Below are 17087 nucleotides of genomic sequence, written 5' to 3' on the forward strand. Positions count from 1 at the left end.
AGGGTATAATAGAGGCAACTTTTATAATAAATTGCGATCATATAAAGAGACATTTCGCTTATAGTTCATATTTAATTGAGTTTCTACAACAGAAAGTAATAACAAGACAGAAAACATTGTAAAAACATTAGTAGTAAATGGTCTTTGCTGAAAGTTAACAAAAAGTATGACAAGACATTTTATACAATTCCAATTTAAAAATTTCCATTTAGACACAAAAGATTTTATAAGAATTCTCCAAAAAAAAATTTGAACTATAAGATATCCGACAATGCCATATAATGCTAAGATGGTAAAAGGATTAGTAGAAATACCATGATGTTCTTCCTCATATTGGACACCGACGCCAAGTAACTTATTTTCGATAAAAAGTTTATAAGCATTACTCGTTGATTCCGATCTATTATTACCTTGAAATCCCCTTTCATCATCCTGTTCTAATCTATGCAAGGATAATTCATAAATCCGATCATATGGAGATATATCTTTCTGAGATATAATGAGGAAAATTAATCCTGAAACCACACTAGAAAAAACTACCAATCTCTGAATTGAGGTTATATAAAAAAACAAGTAAAATAATAGTAAAGTCAGAATGTGAGCCAGAGAAAAAGTCATAATTGGTAATACCAACAAAACGACTTCGCACGTTTTATTCTTTACTATCAATTTATTGATACATAATGCTATCATTGAAAAAAAAGCCAATGTTCCCGGTTCATCAAATATACCAGAATATCTAATTATAGGATGAGGTACCGGAGGTATGTAAGTATTACAAACGGTGAAAAAGAATGCCGCTACTGGTCTTCCATCTTGAGCTGTATAATTAAACAAAGGAGGATAATTAAAAATCAACACAGACAACCATCCGATAAACCCTAAAAAAACTATAATCGTTAATAAATACACATACTGCTTGCAGAATGCTCTTTTACCAATGCAGTTAGTGATAACCGTACAAATTAGAAAAACGATTAAAACTTGAACTACGTTTGATATAGAGCATAAATCAGAGTGATAGACATTTAAGAAACTAAAAAAAACTATCATCCCCCAGAAGACACAAAACGATTGTACCACAAAAGTCCTTGCTAATTTAACATATATAGCAAGCATCAAAAAAGAAAGCAATATAAGTATTAGAGAGCCAGGGAAATTCAATGCGTAACAAAAGACAAATGGATGTGCAACAATTAATATCATCCATATTAAAACGGAAAACAGCCTCGATTGCTTTATACAAAAATTACTATAAGACATAAATACAGTGTTAACCCACTTCATTATGAGCCATATACCAAAGACATGACCTTAATGAAAGAATCTTTGGATAAATTATATTACTATATACTTTCTCCAAAACGAATCATACTCCCATTTTTCAAAAGCATGGCAACCAAAGGGCAATTTACCCTTTTTATTATAGAGATATGAAGGATTAGTTTCAAAAGCAAAATCAGCTGCTTCATCACAGGAAGGTATATTAGCTTTTGCATTCCATGCGAGATTAGCCCAACTACCAAAAATAAAATCCTCATTAATTAGACTAGTACGAATAAAAAAAGACAAATTATTTTTTATGCCTATGGATTTCAATAGTACTTTAATAAGAAATAAAATCCATTCAACTATAATTGGATGACTGCGAAAATGAATCAAATCTTTTCTATAGTAGTACTTCATCAGAGCTACAGGTTTTAAATATGGCATATACTTATTTCCATATAGTATCTGAAGACAATACTTAATACGCCGTAAAGAAAAGCCGCCATTACCTACGCCCATAAATTCTTTAGTTACGTTTTTCTCTTTCGAATAGAAATGAGGAGCACCAATATAGTCATAATTCTTATCGCACCAATATTGCAGACTATCATAAAACACCCATGCATCCAATTGATATATCAACATATAGTCATAATCAATATATCGCAAATAAAAAGCCGGAGTTAGACATAACTTATTATAGCCTTTAACAGATGAGAAATAGGATTTATCAAAATAATCCACCAAGAAAGATTTATTATATTCTTCAAATACCGCTTTATAAACAGTAGTATCCAAATCTTCATAAGTAAACAAATGGATTATATGACCATTTAGCACCGTCAATACCCGTCTCAATGAAGCCATTTCAATCGGTTTAGGATTAGCATTATATATCGGTATAACTACAACGCATGTTGTCATTTTAATAGCTTTTTCATAAGTCCAACCCCTTTATCACCTAGCACATTTTTTACACTCTTTTTCAGAACCTGTTTCATATCCCCCATCATACCGGTGCTTGTTATTAACCTTAAAGCTTCATTCTCATCAATATCACGAGTGAAAACTTCAAAAATACAAGAACGTGTAATTTCCGGTGAGACAAACTTATCTTTACTGGCTAAGAATTCTTCTTTTGTAGAAGCTGTATAATAATCCATTCCCAAACTTTTAGCATAATCCCGGACTAACGTACGCGACTGATTTCCAAAATGACCTGCCGCTGCAATATAAGGATCAACATCTTCCTTAAAAATAGAACCAGGATTTAAATAATGAGTAAATTCACATCCTTTACCATTATTCACCAATAATATACGCAAGTTATTTCCTTTGTGTCGATTGCCAAGGGCATTCATATCATAAAAGAAAGCCAAGTCACCAACAATGCCAAAATATAATTTCTGTGGATGAATAATTGATGCCCCGAGAAGAGAGGACAACATTCCATCTGTACCAAAGCCACCCACATTGCATGCCGAATGAATAGATTTAGAAACTTCAAAAAAATCCCATGAACGAAGAGATGTGAGAATTCCCAAATGAAACACACTATTTTCTGGCAAGCTTGGGGCTAATTCCTTGGCCATCCAAATATTCGACAATGGCAATTCAGGTATAGCAGTATAACAACGAGTATATTCTGTACGGCATTGGTTCAAAAAAGAAATACCTGGTTGAATATCTTTATCTTTATATCGCTCAAAGAAATGTTTCTCACTCATAGCAAAAAGATGGGTTAGTTTCCCATAGCGATCACGCATTTGTCCATCCCGATTCACACGCCATACTTCGGCAGCTTTATCCCCCATATTAAAATGATCGCCAGATATTTCACCTAAATGTATCAACAGTTTGATATCATTTAAACACTCCGCATTCTGTTTAGTTAATAATGCGTCGATTTGCCGAAATTCTCCCTTATATCCACTTGTATGATCACAAAATACTACCGCATTATGATTAGCGCAAAAATCATCTATTGCTTGCGTAGACTTTTCATCAAATTGTTGGTGAGATCCTATAAATACAGCTATTTTACCTTGTGGTAGAGAAGGAAGGTCATCATCCCAATCTATGCGCCTCACCGTTTTTATTTTAGGCAAATCTTTTACCGATAAGTCCCTACTATACGTCGTTTCAAGATTGATATGAGAAGGGCCACCTCCATTTAGTGTCAAAGCAGAAATAGCCTGATTAATTTTTAAAGCTGCATATTCAGCGTCTTTATCATCTCTCACCGATGGAATATACGTACTGAAGGTTACAATGTCATTCGGCTGTACACTGCGGTCGGTCACCTGATCATATAAATTACCTAATCTTCTGAGATCCTGCGTACCTGTTACTACCAAGATAGGAAGCTTACGATAAAAGGCTTCTGTCAAAGCAGGCATATAGTTTCGCGCAGCTGTTGCACCTGTACATGTGATCATAACAGGTTCACCACTTTCCTCCGCCATGCCACAAGCCATATAAGCCGCTGAGCGTTCATCTACAGACGAAATCATTTCAAAACTTCCGTCATACATCAATGAGGCATTGAGCATCATATTAGTGGCGCCCGGAGATGTAACTATTTTTCTTATTCTAAAATCTTTTAGAAGCCTTATCAATATTTGTATGCCTCTCTCACTTGAATAGTAGGTATTCATAATTATTTCAATTTTATTTTTTCAAAAAAATATCTCTGTATATATGGATTTTTGATGTGCTCCACCACATAAGCTACTGCGGCACAAGCCATAAATAGCGCCACTGAAGATAAAATAATAACAACATACTCGAATTGGTGGTACCACTCACCTACTACATTTACAGATAGTACATAAAAATGGTCGTAGTATGAAGTAGAAAAATGCCGAAACATCCTTTGGCTAACTCATTTATCCAACGATTTTGAAGTCTGATTTGTAAAAAATACATAAACAGTATTATAGTAGAGAGAATTATAAAAGGATTATTGTATCCAAAATATTTCTGGGAAAGATTCTCTTGCCAAGGAATGTGATTCGTCAAAATTACATATCCCACACCCACGGTACGCAACAGATCAGCCACAAAAGTAATCCGTTAGAAGTAAATCGTTTATAAATAGAATACAACATTGAAAATAGTAAGAAGAATAACGAAATAATTCAAAGTCTTATTATCAATATCGCGTAAAGAGCGTTCAACTAATGAAATAATCAAAAGGAACATAATAAAAGCTATCACGAACCAGTTGTGTGTAAATATACAACTAAAAAATAACTCGCTCCAACTAAAAGGATACCCTAACACTAAAATACAAAAAATATTGGTAATCAAGCTATAGATGGAACAATCTATTATTAACCTTATAATTTGAGGTACAATACATTTAATGCCACGCCATCTACTAATTAGAATAAACAGATTTATCCACAGCTAATCCGTTAATTATCAACCAAATTATTCCATCGATTTCACTATCATAAGATTTAGTATATCCACATGACTAGGCACATTTTATTACAAGATGATGAACTATTATTATAAATATTGCCACTAAACGCAACAACTCAAAATTAGAATCTCTAACTTTTAGTTTGCTTTCCATATCATTTCATCTTAATAATTTTCTAATATATTGTTCCAATCGGCAAGCCATTATAGGATTTAAACGATAAGCCACATATCTCAATTTTCTTTTTATACTATTATATTCAGATAGAGATGCCCAACAACCACTGTAATAATCATTGGTTCCCTCTATGCTTTCATCGATATGTCCAAATGAAAGATTATTCAGAAAAGAATCAATACATTTAGCCAATCCTTCTTTAGGCAAGGTAAATGTAAAGTTCCCAATAGCATCAAGTATTTTCGAATTATCAAACCGACGATCGTATAACCGATCGTAAGTCACTTGATAACACCTTATAGGATAATTTAATTGATGACATTGGTTTATGACTACCACATCCGGTCGTTTCCCAAGATACTTGCCTAACGCATCCATATATACCTCTAAAACGTCATTCCAACTTATAGATTGCCCCACTGTTATATGGAAAGCCTCACCAAAAGCTTTAGCATTTCCTATTAAACGTACTATACAGGTTGCTACATCATAGCCGTAAGTTAATGTCGTGATATGCTGCATTATATCATCTGAAACGACAATCGGTCTGCCTTTCAATGCCCGATATATAAAAGTATCCTTGTCAAATACCCCTAACTGTAATCTGTTTTCACTATATGTAATATAGGGGCGAATAATGGTGAAATTCTTTTTCCCTGATCTCTTTAAAATGACTTCTTGTCTGGCTTTGCACAAAGCGTATTCATCGGTTTTCAGATATTTCTTATCTTCTACAGTATCTAAGATTAATGGTGAATCTTCAGTAATAATGGAATCATCGGCATATACTCTGGAGCTACTAAGAAAAAAATATTGATCTGTTGCACCTAAAAGGACTTCATGCCTTATTCGAAAATCACTTGTTGTATAAGTCATGAAATCAATAATAGCTTTATAATACCTTTCATTGAGCAAGCTTTGCATAAAAATCATATCATGAGCATCACCTACAATATATGTTATATTCCTCTCTTGTTTCCTTTTTATTCGAGAAGTACAAAAGACATGATGTCCTTGTTGTGAAAGTATTTTCACAACGTGAATACCCATCGCTCCAGTACCTCCTAAAACTAAAATATTCATATCTTCAAAAGTTTAGTTTTCAATCGAACCTCTCAAGAAATCAACTGATGCATCCCTATGATCTTGAAGAATTTTCTGAACAGAAAAATAATCTATAGGTTCTTTCAATGACTTATTTGTACCATTATAAAGTCGATTACTCAATCCAAACAGATTAAGTAAATCATAAATTCGAGAATTTTGAGACTTTTTATCATTATCAGAAAATCTCTTAAAAGCAACAAAATTTTTAGAAAGATTGATAGATAAAGCACAAGCGTGAAACGAATCTGTACATACCATAGATGACTGAGCGATAAGTTCTACAAATTCGTATGGACCTGCATCCTGACATTTAGTTGCTTCATTTATCAAAATGGTTTCGTTCTCCAATGAGGGAATCAAAACAATATTTGATATTCCAGTAATCCGCTTTACCTCTTCAAGCTGTAAAGCGTATTCTACGCGATTCCCTATAAAATAGCATAAAATATAATTCTGCGGCAAAGTCAATGATAACTGCGATTTCTTCGCAAAACTAAGCCATTTTGAACTTGAAAGAAGAAATGTAGGATCTAAAACCTGCCTGACATCATTTCTGCTCAAAAGAGTATTCAAAAAATCAGCCATCCCCCCTTCCCTTACTCCTATGTGAGTGAACTTGTTTAATAAACACTTAACCTGTTCTATATATGCCTGAGGAATATCGATTGTTCCAATACTTGAGGCATAAGCCACACGTTTACAATTACCTGCATAAGCTAAAAACATAAACGGGTCAAAGTTGTGATAACAATTCCATATTTGATCACTGCCAGTAATAAAAACATCTGATTCTTTTAATAGATTTCGATACTGCTTTTCAGTATGTATATGAATATGGTTATAATTTTCCTTGTTAAAAGAACGAATCTTCTTATCTTTATCGGTACGCCCAAACTTTTTTAATGCCTCTTTCACAACAATCTTCAAAAGAAAAAATAGTCTTTTCTTTAGAGAGAAATTTTCAGGAGAAAACGAATGTACAAAACGTACATTGTAATCCATCTCTTTCAGTATCTCATAAAGAGCGTAAGACTGAAGACTAGTACCATAATTCCCTGTACCCAGCCATGTTACTAAATTCACATACATATAGTCAAGAAAACAATAGTTAATTATTCCGTATCTTATTTAAGACAAAGGACTTTATTCTTTTACGTTCAGCACGATCCATGCCAAACAAAAAAGTGCTCCCTACTATGGAAATAAAACTAACAGACGCAACCAAGATGAATCTCACAAAACCATACGGCATTATATATACAATGAGAACAGGAAGAATCAAAGATATAGCCGTCACCACAGCAACTCTTAATAAAACCTGTATTACAAACACGCGAATAGGAAAGCCGACCTGTTTATTCATCAAATATAAACGCACAAAAACAAGGTAAGTATAAACAGTGATATAAGCTACATAGGCTGTATAAGGCGGCATTCCCAAGAAAAAAAAGATACATGTTAAAGGTAGCACTAAACACCCTAATCCACCCACATAAATATAAAATTTCTTTATATGTCCCGTAGCTTGAGCTAATGTCGTAAGAGGAGCTGCCGGTAAATCAATCAAAGTTCCTAACATGGCTAATTGCCAAAAGATAACGGCATGCCGCGGCACTTCCTTTAACCATAATGACAAAAGAAAATCTGCCTCCAATACAAAAGGTATAAAAAAAACAAGCATCAGCAAGTAGGAATACTTGCCACCTTGACGGACAAGAATAAAACACGATTCATAATTTTTATCAGCATATGTTTTTATAATCTGCGGATTTAATGCTGTTGTAAAATTATTCACAAACTGTTTTACACCGGCCTCGGCCTGCCCTGCTACCCCTCGTGCAGCATTAACTGCAACGCCAAAAAACAAATTAGATACAATGTTGACTCCTTGCGTATTGAAAAGATATGCTCCGGTTCCTAAAAAATTCCATCCAGCAAAGCCAAACATTTCACGTGTAAGATTTTTATCTAATTTTGCCGTATATTTGCATTCTTTAAAATGAAGCGAACAATAACGACCATATATCAAACGGATAATTAAAGACGACAAAGCTAATAAAACGCCATACAATATCAAGTGATCAAAAGCTACAATAAATAATAAATAAGCAGACACAAACTTCAACGCCGCCTCTAGTAACCCTACATAAGCGAATATGTTCATCCGTTCATGCGCTATAATCACCGCGCTATAAGGTAAGCTTACTAAAGAAATAATAAAATTGAGAAGTGAACACTGCAATACCCAAAAAGCTGCCGACAAACGGTCTTCAGGAATCTGCATATAAGCATACATAAAATATACACCTATCCCTTCTACCGCAATGGCTACAATTAATGAAAGTCTCAATTGAATGTTTACACTTGTAGAAAATATTTGCTTCAGCTTATCTTTGTTTCCTTTCCCTAATTCAAACGTAATAAATCGTGTTATAGAATTCGACAGAGCAGCTGAGATTATCGAAAACATCACAACCATTCCACCTACGATATTGTATATTCCATAATCCTCTACACCTAACACCTCAAGAACAATTCTTGAAGTATATAGATTCACTATTAAGATTACAAACGTACGTATATATAGTAAAAGAGTGTTTTTAGCTACCCTTTTATTGCTAGAGACTTGTGCCATTTTTCATTCTCACGGTTAGGATATCCTTCATCCTTATCCCCTTTCTTTTTGAAGTCTTGTATTCTTACGTCAATATTGATCAACGCTATAATCAAACATTAAATTCGCATTTTTCAATATAGGATGCTTTTGGTCTTTTTCACTCAATACAACTTTGTCCATCGGGATCCTCCAATCAATTCTCAAATCTGGATCATCCCACGCCAAGGCCCCTTCACACTCCGGAGCATAAAAGTTATCACACTTATATTGAAATATCACCTCATCACTCAACACACTGAAACCATGCGCAAAACCTCTTGGTATAAAGAACTGGTGATGATTTTCCTCTGTAAGTTCTACAGCTACATGCCGTCCGAAAGTCGGAGAGCCTTTTCTTATATCCACAGCAACATCAAGAACTGAGCCTTTCACTACACGCACCAGTTTACTTTGCGCAAAAGGGGGAAACTGAAAGTGCAAACCACGAATGACACCATAGGATGATTTAGATTCATTATCCTGCACGAATGTCGTCTTACAAACTTTTTCTTCAAACTCTCCCTGATTGAAGGACTCAAAAAAATAACCGCGACTATCTTTAAAAAGACGAGGTACAATGATTACGACTCCTTCAATGGCTGTTTTCACAACTTCCATATCGATAAAAAATATTACAATCCACTATAGACATCCACTTCTCCCCAACCTCTATCACATCAATAATATATAAATATAAGTGATTTAACGGTTTTTAGAAAACAGTTGAATGGTTGAATTTAAATCAGAATCAATCAGTTATTTTACCAGACCTTTTTCCAGATATTCAGCAAGATTGGTACGCATGACAGAAGCCACATGATCGGCAGCGACTTTCTGCATATCATGCTTTACCATTATTTCAACCAGCCGCTCAAAAGAAGTGGTTTGCGGATTCCAACCGAGTTCGTTTCGGGCTTTAGTGGGATCCCCCAAAAGATTTACCACATCAGTGGGACGATAAAAGTCTTCTGAAACAGCAACCAATACTTTGCCTGTTTTGATATCAATGCCTTTTTCATTTATTCCTTCTCCTTCCCACCGAAGTTCAATACCCGCATAGCGGAAAGCAAGGGTAGCAAACTCACGAACAGTATGCTGTACCCCTGTTGCAATAACAAAGTCTTCGGGCTTATCATGCTGAAGAATAAGCCACATACACTCTACATAATCCTTGGCATATCCCCAATCACGGAGAGAATCTAAATTACCAAGATACAGGCAATTTTGTTTGCCTTGGGCAATGCGTGCGGCAGCAAGAGTAATTTTACGAGTTACAAAGGTTTCGCCACGGCGTTCTGATTCATGATTGAAGAGAATACCTGAACAGCAAAACATGCTGTAAGCCTCACGATATTCCTTAATAATCCAGAATCCGTAAAGTTTGGCTACAGCGTATGGTGAATATGGATGAAAAGGTGTCTTCTCATTCTGAGGCACTTCCTCCACTTTACCATATAGTTCGGAAGTGGAGGCCTGATAGATACGACAAGTCTTTTCAAGCCCACACTGACGTACTGCCTCAAGTACCCGCAATACACCCACAGCATCTACATCTGCCGTAAATTCAGGCGAATCGAAACTCACCTGCACATGACTCTGTGCTGCAAGATTATATATTTCATCAGGACTAACCTTTTTCACCGCCTGTACCATCGACATGGAGTCACCTAAATCGGCATAATGCAAATGGAAATTGAGAACTCCCTCAAGATGAGCAATTCGCTCACGATAATCTACTGAGGAACGGCGAATAATGCCATGTACTTCATAACCTTTCTCAAGAAGAAATTCTGCTAAATACGAGCCATCTTGTCCCGTAATTCCTGTAATCAATGCTCTTTTCATACGTAAAGTTAACCACCATTTTTGACATAGTTCCCACAAAAATAAAATCCGCTTTTAGGCGATTTCTCTATAAATTTTATCAAAAATCGGATTGATTCAAAAAAAATATTTATAATTCTCTGTTTTTTCAGACACGCTGCCTTATAGTTGATTTTACGGGTAAGCATCCGCTTCTCCAAAAACTCAATTCAAACCAATTATATATTAGATTTTTTACCCATATAAGCTTCCACCAATTTCTTGTCGTAGCCGTTTTGAGCATAGGCAGGCCCGTTATATCATCTGGCGAATTCCGCCCAGTTCTTAGTCTGCAATGCCGGAAGCATACCTGCCTGTCTGATGAAACGGACGGCAAGTATCAGTTGCTTGAGTTCGCTCTCATGCATAGCTGCTACAAAACTTTCCACGCTCTTCTTGCCACAAGCGGCATAGTTGAATCCCATTATCTGGAACATTCCCCAACTGGCGGAAGAGTCTGCCACCTCAGGGTGAATCTTGCGTACCTGTTCCAGACGGTCATACTCACCCATACCTCCTTTGTAATGCCCTTTCTCCCACTTGGAATAAAGGAAAACTCTGCCTTCAGACACCGAATAACCGGATGACTTCAAAGCCTGTTGCAATAAGGTAACTTCCTTACCTTCATAGCCTAATTTAATTGTTTTCATAACTTATCATCTACCGATACAAGAATAAGCTATCCCTAACTCTTGCAATTCAGACTTGTCATAGATGTTTCTTCCATCAATCACCACCGACTGTTTCATCGTCTTCTTCAACACACCCCAACTGGGCATCCGGAACTCTTTCCACTCCGTCACCAGCAACAACGCATCCGCATCCAGCACCGCATCATACATATCCGTAGCATAGATAACCTTATCCCCTATCCTACGCTTACATTCATCCATCGCAACCGGATCATAAACCTTCACGCTTGCACCAGCCTCTATCAATTTATCAATCAAAACCAATGCCGGAGCCTCTCTCATATCATCCGTTTCAGGCTTGAAAGCCAAACCCCATAAAGCGATTTGCTTACCTTTCAAGTCTCCATTATAATGCTTCAGCAATTTCTCAAAAAGAATACTCTTTTGTCTCTCATTCACCTCTTCAACAGCCTTCAAAACACGCATCGGATAACCATTCTTTTCCGCAGTCTTTATCAACGCCTTCACATCCTTCGGAAAACAAGAGCCACCATATCCACAACCGGGATACAAGAATTTACCGCCAATACGACTATCTGCACCAATACCTTTGCGAACCATATTCACATCAGCACCAACCAGTTCACAGAGGTTAGCAATATCATTCATAAAGCTAATCCGTGTAGCCAGCATAGAATTAGCAGCATACTTTATCATTTCCGCACTCGGAATATCAGTGAATATCAACCGATAGTTATTCATCATAAAAGGCTTGTAAAGACGCTCCATTATAGCCTTGGCCTTTTCCGATTCCACACCTACCACCACACGGTCAGGCTTCATGAAATCATCTACCGCATCACCTTCTTTCAAAAACTCGGGATTGGAAGCCACATCAAACTCTATCTTTACATTACGCTTGTCAAGTTCTTCCTGAATGGCAGACTTTACCTTTTGTGCAGTACCCACAGGAACCGTACTCTTAGTCACAACCAGCACATACTTATTCATATTGTGCCCAATGGTACGCGCAACTTCCAACACATATTTCAAATCAGCACTGCCATCCTCATCAGGAGGAGTACCGACCGCACTGAATACAACTTCCACTTCATCCAAGCATTCCTTTAAGTCCGTTGTAAATTTCAGACGACCGGCAGTATAATTGCGATGAACCATATCCTCCAAGCCCGGCTCATAAATGGGAATAACACCTTTCTTCAGATTTTCTATCTTACTGTCCTGCACATCCACACAAGTCACGTCAATCCCCATCTCCGAGAAACAAGTACCTGTCACCAAACCGACATAGCCGGTACCAACTATTGCTATTTTCATACTATCTTAGTTTACCTTTGATTACAATTGATAAAAAGAACGATACCAGTCTATCGTTTCCTGGACTCCCTCTTTAATCGGCTTGTCAGGTTTAAACCCTAATTCATTCTGCAAAGCCGAAGTATCCGCATTCGTTTGATAAACGTCTCCCGGCTGCATCGGAAGATATATCTTCTCAGCCGGATGACCTATCGCTTCTTCTATAGCCTGAATAAAATCCATAAGCTTCACAGGATGTGAATTACCGATATTATATATTTTGTAAGGAGCAGTAGAAGAACTGGGATCAGGAGCCTGGGCACTCCAGTCAATATCAGGAGCAGGGATGTGGTCTATTACACGAAGAATCCCTTCAACGATATCATCAATATAAGTAAAATCACGCAGCATATCTCCATTATTGAAAACTTTTATCGGCCTCCCGTGCAACATGGCATCTGCAAAAAGGAAAGGTGACATATCCGGACGTCCCCAAGGACCATAAACCGTAAAGAACCGTAAACCGGTAGAAGGAATACCATATAAATGGCTGTAAGTATGAGCCATTAATTCATTCGATTTCTTTGTCGCTGCATAAAGGCTTACAGGATGCGCGATGCTATCTTTTTCAGAAAAAGGGACCTTCCCATTCAGACCATAAACACTACTGGAACTGGCATAAATCAAATGTTTCACCTGATAATGCCGGCAACCTTCCAACACATTCAAGAAACCATCTATATTACTTTCTACATAAGCATACGGGTTCTCTATGGAATAGCGTACTCCGGCTTGAGCAGCAAGGTTCACAACTTTATCAAAATGCTCATTGGCAAAAAGCATTTGCATAGCCTGTTTGTCTTCCAAATTCATACGGACAAACCGAAAATGCTTATATGTACTACTTTGGACAAATTTATACCAACCAACTGTATTTTTATCAATACCTAAAGTCCCCAAACGTCCATACTTCAAATTGACATCATAATAGTTGTTGATATTATCAAGTCCTACTACCTCATCTCCGCGAGAAAGCAAGTGTCTACAAATATAAGAGCCTATAAAACCTGCAGAACCAGTAACTAAAATTTTCATTTTCTATACTTACCACAATTAATCGAAATGCACCGCTGTCATCTACCTTTACAACTTTTACATGTACACAAAGAAATTAGTATAACTATATAACATATCTATACACATATTTCTTTGTTTTTTTTATTAGTTAATATACTCCCAAGGATAGGGGTTGTCCACCACATTCTGAAACTCTTCAATAGCTTCTTGCTGTTCAACAGTGAGTGATGTGGAATCCCAAGAAGCAATGATAGTACGGCCTTCGTCAGCCAAAGGCTCATCAAATACCTCGCCATAGCAGGCAGTGAGCAGGCGAAGTTTCAGCAACGAAGCAGGAAGAGCATCAAGAATATCCCAACAACGATCCAAGACCTCCTGAATATTCTTCTGTTTTTCACCGTGATCTACGAACGAGGCACTATAACCCATCAGAAGAGCAAGACAAACATTAGCCTGTTCTTCGACTGTAGAACCTTTGACACCGGAATTATACAAAGCCGTAGTCAGGCGATAAACTTCACCGTTACGACGGGAAAGGTCGTCGCTATAGACCGGATTCCCGTCCATACCTAAATACATCAGATCGTGCGCAGCACGCTGAAGGGCAAGTGTTTCTTCAGAAAGAGACATAATGATTTATGATTTATAATTTGTGATTTATCAGCTGTTTAATGACAACGGCCGATCGTCAATTATTTGATTACTTCTATAAGATCCGGATGAATCGTAGCAAGCGCAACGGCAATAACACCTTGTATCTCGATGACCACACGGCGATCACGTGCCCCTTTCACTTTCAGAAAGACGCCTTCCTGTCCCTCGAAATCACCGCCCGTGATACGAACTTTCGTACCTTTGGACAAATTCAGTTCATCAGGTTGGAAATACATGAGATGGTCATTGTAAGTACCGGCTACAGCAATAAAACGTTGCATCTCACTGTCAGAGATAATAATCTTCTGTCCACTACGGGTATCCGTAATGTATTGCAAATAGCTTACCTGTGATTTGATGCGCTTCACCTCGGAAGGACGGGCATGGACAAAAAGCAGGTTATGTACAACAGGAACCAAAGCACGGACTTTCTTACCTTTCTTTATGCTGATCTTGTATTGCATGGGAACGAAACAACCCATTTTTTCCTTTTCAAGCAGACGCATTGCATCAGGCTCTCTACGGTATGTGGCACGCATCGCATACCATATTTCAGTCTCTTTATCCGCTTCCATTTCAAGGATTATTTCAGAAAAGGGTGTTCCCTCGGGGCTTTGAAGTCCTTGCATACACTTGAATTTCAATCACTTGCGAACACTTTATGTAAGATATGGCAAGTATTGTGTTCCTCTTGCCTTTTGATTTTCTGTAGCTGTTCATTACCTTAAATATCTTACAGGTAAAAAGCTATGAACTAATGGATTAGAGAAGAAAATTATCTTTTAATCGTTCGTTTAATGTGCGTAAAGTTTTTTAAATCTGATAAAGTCAGAGAAAGAATAAAAGGAATAGATATTAACTAATATTTTTACAAGTTTTTTATCGCTTATAATCAGATAATTAAGTCAAAAAAGCACTATATCACAAAATCTTTTTTATCAAACATTTTGTCATTCAAAAAAACACCTTTATCTTTGTGCACATTAAACGAACGTTTTTTGGACGCCCCGCAAAACGAAGATTAACCAACTAATAATCAATACATTATTATTACAAAACGAATCTTTATCTATCATTTTTCCTCTCTATTTCCTCCCCCATTCCAATTAAATCATCTACTTTCGCATTTTTTAACCACGTTAATATTACCTAACGGTTAATTAATCATTTAAGTCATGACAGAATTTAAAAAAACAGGAAACTGAACGGGAATCAGCTGAGAAGTAAATCGTACAAGTCTGAAAATCAAAAGAAAAGCCAAAGTAAGAAACGAAACAGAACAAGTGTTATAGATGAAAGTCTATTGCCACTTCGGGTATATTATGGTGATAATACTCACCTTTATATAGGTTATCTGAGACATTTCAAATTAGGTGGTTTTGAGTGCATGGGAATCAAAACAATCAGCGATTTAATAGAATGGATATACGGTTTAGAAATGATGCGAAAGCATGAAAGAGGAGAACATATTCCTTTAAAATACAGTAGTTTAAACACTGAAATCGAAAAAGTGTGGGCCGTGATACAAAAGGAAGATACGGAACACCTGGATCCTTACGGCTATGATGTAATAATAAATCATTGATAGTTTACTACAAAGAAAGGGCATAACTTTGCCCCATCAATCTGACTGTGGAAGGACTACACCCTTTCACCAGGATGGTGTAGCCCTAACCACAAAAGGGTGTAGCCATCCGAAGCAAAGGGTGTAGCCATCGCAGACAACTGATTATTAACTATTTATAAACTAGTAAATTTATTAAAATGAAGAAACAAACGTTGGGACACCAACAAAAGTATGTAACGAAAGACGAAAGAGTGGAAAATCTATGGAGAAAACTGATTAGACAGGAAACGGACTTATCCGAAGAAACCATCGCATGGATAGCACGACGTATTTTACAATTAACTGCCTACATGCCATACGGATGCGCACTGATAGCCTATCGAAAACAAAATGGAGATTTTTACATGGGAAGGGGAACACTGATACATTACGAAGCCGATTTCCACCGCAAATACGACATCGAGCGTATTCAGAACCATGTAGTGTACTGGGATATAGAGCAACAGGGATGGAGAACGTTCCAGATTGAGAACTTCCTGGAATGGAAACCGATGATTTAAATGAAAAACGAAAAATCAAAAATTATGGACTCATATCTATTACATGATGCCAATGCAGGCAACAACTTTAAAATGATGATAATGATGCAAAAAGAAGGAATGAAAGGGTATGGCATCTACTGGATGCTGTTGGAATTTCTAAGATTACAGGACGGATATAAGGCAGACTTAAGAGTATTGCCCATACTGGCACAGAAAATGAGAGTTACGGTAACCACCCTGAAGCGGATCATATACGACTATGCACTCTTCGAGATAAACGGCACAAGCTTTTCATCGCCCGGACTCACACTGCGCATGAAACCATGGGACGCCCAACAGGACGCAAAAAGAGAGTCAGGCCGTCGTGGAGGGTTGGCTAACCAACAGAAAATCAGGGATGCCAAGGCAAGCAACGCTTTAGCTATAAACAAAGAGAATAAAGAGAATGAAACAATCCCCTCTATATCTCCCCAAGGAGACACGAGGAAGAATGAGGAGATTCTTCTTGTTCCACCGGAGTATGCGCTCAATAAGCAGACACATAACTACGAAGGATTGATAGAAGAACTGGAACGGCAAAAAGTGACATCCTTAAAAGAAAAAAATGCCATCCTCAGGCTAACCGATTTCGGAAGACTGGGTGGCAAAATATGGAAAATCATCTATGACATCAACAATTCGCCACAGATGAAAGCACGGATTGTGATGCCCGGAAAATATATTCTGAAGTTGTTGCAAAATTAAGTAGATGATCATAATTAGCTTATACTTTGCAAGTATAAGCTAATTATAACAT

The 17087-nt window shown here is 37.0% G+C and carries 14 protein-coding genes and 1 pseudogene; 2 read left to right on the plus strand and 13 right to left on the minus strand.

Features of this window, described 5'->3' with window-relative positions; all coding sequences use genetic code 11:
• Positions 1-21 precede the first annotated feature (21 nt).
• From VYM24_RS20000 to VYM24_RS20060, 13 genes and pseudogenes are all read right to left on the minus strand, one after another.
• Positions 22-1206 (minus strand): hypothetical protein, encoded by a 1185-nt coding sequence (locus VYM24_RS20000; RefSeq protein ID WP_217716608.1) that lies wholly within the window; start codon positions 1204-1206, stop codon positions 22-24.
• A 132-nt stretch (positions 1207-1338) separates the two neighbouring features.
• The gene (locus VYM24_RS20005; protein ID WP_330940755.1) at positions 1339-2193 is read right to left on the minus strand and encodes a DUF5672 family protein; all 855 of its coding nucleotides are present in this window, start codon (positions 2191-2193) and stop codon (positions 1339-1341) included.
• Positions 2190-3926 (minus strand): thiamine pyrophosphate-binding protein, encoded by a 1737-nt coding sequence (locus VYM24_RS20010; RefSeq protein ID WP_330940756.1) that lies wholly within the window; start codon positions 3924-3926, stop codon positions 2190-2192. Before VYM24_RS20010 ends, VYM24_RS20005 begins: the two co-directional genes overlap by 4 nt.
• Positions 3927-4858: 932 nt before the next feature.
• On the minus strand, positions 4859-5959 hold the full coding sequence (locus VYM24_RS20015; RefSeq protein ID WP_217716603.1) for an NAD-dependent epimerase/dehydratase family protein: 1101 nt from the start codon (positions 5957-5959) through the stop codon (positions 4859-4861).
• Positions 5960-5971: 12 nt separating this feature from the next.
• Positions 5972-7066 carry a polysaccharide pyruvyl transferase family protein gene (locus tag VYM24_RS20020; protein WP_330940757.1) on the minus strand — a complete coding sequence of 365 codons (1095 nt, stop codon included), beginning with the start codon at positions 7064-7066 and terminating at the stop codon, positions 5972-5974.
• A 25-nt stretch (positions 7067-7091) separates the two neighbouring features.
• On the minus strand, positions 7092-8618 hold the full coding sequence (locus VYM24_RS20025; RefSeq protein ID WP_330940758.1) for a lipopolysaccharide biosynthesis protein: 1527 nt from the start codon (positions 8616-8618) through the stop codon (positions 7092-7094).
• A gap of 69 nt (positions 8619-8687) precedes the next feature.
• A complete protein-coding gene (gene rfbC, locus VYM24_RS20030) occupies positions 8688-9257 on the minus strand; it encodes a dTDP-4-dehydrorhamnose 3,5-epimerase (RefSeq protein ID WP_330940759.1) in 570 nt (189 codons plus the stop codon).
• A 138-nt stretch (positions 9258-9395) separates the two neighbouring features.
• The gene (gmd, locus tag VYM24_RS20035) at positions 9396-10484 is read right to left on the minus strand and encodes a GDP-mannose 4,6-dehydratase (RefSeq protein ID WP_330940760.1); all 1089 of its coding nucleotides are present in this window, start codon (positions 10482-10484) and stop codon (positions 9396-9398) included.
• A 281-nt stretch (positions 10485-10765) separates the two neighbouring features.
• Positions 10766-11053, minus strand: a pseudogene (locus VYM24_RS20040) (N-acetylmuramidase domain-containing protein); the annotation flags it as partial.
• 105 nt (positions 11054-11158) lie between these two features.
• Entirely contained in the window at positions 11159-12472 is a 1314-nt protein-coding gene (locus tag VYM24_RS20045) for a UDP-glucose dehydrogenase family protein (protein WP_330940761.1), read from the minus strand.
• 21 nt (positions 12473-12493) lie between these two features.
• Positions 12494-13546 (minus strand): NAD-dependent epimerase, encoded by a 1053-nt coding sequence (locus VYM24_RS20050; protein ID WP_330940762.1) that lies wholly within the window; start codon positions 13544-13546, stop codon positions 12494-12496.
• 126 nt (positions 13547-13672) lie between these two features.
• On the minus strand, positions 13673-14158 hold the full coding sequence (locus VYM24_RS20055; RefSeq protein WP_330940763.1) for a UpxZ family transcription anti-terminator antagonist: 486 nt from the start codon (positions 14156-14158) through the stop codon (positions 13673-13675).
• Between the two features lie 62 nt (positions 14159-14220).
• On the minus strand, positions 14221-14757 hold the full coding sequence (locus VYM24_RS20060) for a UpxY family transcription antiterminator (protein WP_195357436.1): 537 nt from the start codon (positions 14755-14757) through the stop codon (positions 14221-14223).
• Between the two features lie 1189 nt (positions 14758-15946).
• Here VYM24_RS20060 and VYM24_RS20065 point away from each other — a divergent pair.
• Both VYM24_RS20065 and VYM24_RS20070 read left to right on the plus strand, forming a co-directional pair.
• Positions 15947-16309 (plus strand): SH3 beta-barrel fold-containing protein, encoded by a 363-nt coding sequence (locus VYM24_RS20065; protein ID WP_044267219.1) that lies wholly within the window; start codon positions 15947-15949, stop codon positions 16307-16309.
• Positions 16310-16333: 24 nt separating this feature from the next.
• The gene (locus tag VYM24_RS20070; RefSeq protein ID WP_330940764.1) at positions 16334-17035 is read left to right on the plus strand and encodes a DUF4373 domain-containing protein; all 702 of its coding nucleotides are present in this window, start codon (positions 16334-16336) and stop codon (positions 17033-17035) included.
• The last annotated feature ends 52 nt before the right edge of the window (positions 17036-17087 follow it).

It is taken from the genome of Bacteroides sp. MSB163, assembly GCF_036416795.1.
Taxonomy (GTDB): Bacteria; Bacteroidota; Bacteroidia; order Bacteroidales; family Bacteroidaceae; genus Bacteroides; species Bacteroides maternus.

Coding starts and splice junctions, on each gene's coding strand:
- VYM24_RS20015 (WP_217716603.1), bottom strand. CDS start 5,959: ATGAATATTTTAGTTTTAGGAGGTACTGGAGCGATGGGTATTCACGTT.
- VYM24_RS20070 (WP_330940764.1), top strand. CDS start 16,334: ATGGACTCATATCTATTACATGATGCCAATGCAGGCAACAACTTTAAA.
- VYM24_RS20060 (WP_195357436.1), bottom strand. CDS start 14,757: ATGGAAGCGGATAAAGAGACTGAAATATGGTATGCGATGCGTGCCACA.
- VYM24_RS20005 (WP_330940755.1), bottom strand. CDS start 2,193: ATGACAACATGCGTTGTAGTTATACCGATATATAATGCTAATCCTAAA.
- rfbC (WP_330940759.1), bottom strand. CDS start 9,257: ATGGAAGTTGTGAAAACAGCCATTGAAGGAGTCGTAATCATTGTACCT.
- VYM24_RS20065 (WP_044267219.1), top strand. CDS start 15,947: ATGAAGAAACAAACGTTGGGACACCAACAAAAGTATGTAACGAAAGAC.
- gmd (WP_330940760.1), bottom strand. CDS start 10,484: ATGAAAAGAGCATTGATTACAGGAATTACGGGACAAGATGGCTCGTAT.
- VYM24_RS20025 (WP_330940758.1), bottom strand. CDS start 8,618: ATGGCACAAGTCTCTAGCAATAAAAGGGTAGCTAAAAACACTCTTTTA.
- VYM24_RS20010 (WP_330940756.1), bottom strand. CDS start 3,926: ATGAATACCTACTATTCAAGTGAGAGAGGCATACAAATATTGATAAGG.
- VYM24_RS20000 (WP_217716608.1), bottom strand. CDS start 1,206: ATGATATTAATTGTTGCACATCCATTTGTCTTTTGTTACGCATTGAAT.
- VYM24_RS20055 (WP_330940763.1), bottom strand. CDS start 14,158: ATGTCTCTTTCTGAAGAAACACTTGCCCTTCAGCGTGCTGCGCACGAT.
- VYM24_RS20045 (WP_330940761.1), bottom strand. CDS start 12,472: ATGAAAATAGCAATAGTTGGTACCGGCTATGTCGGTTTGGTGACAGGT.
- VYM24_RS20050 (WP_330940762.1), bottom strand. CDS start 13,546: ATGAAAATTTTAGTTACTGGTTCTGCAGGTTTTATAGGCTCTTATATT.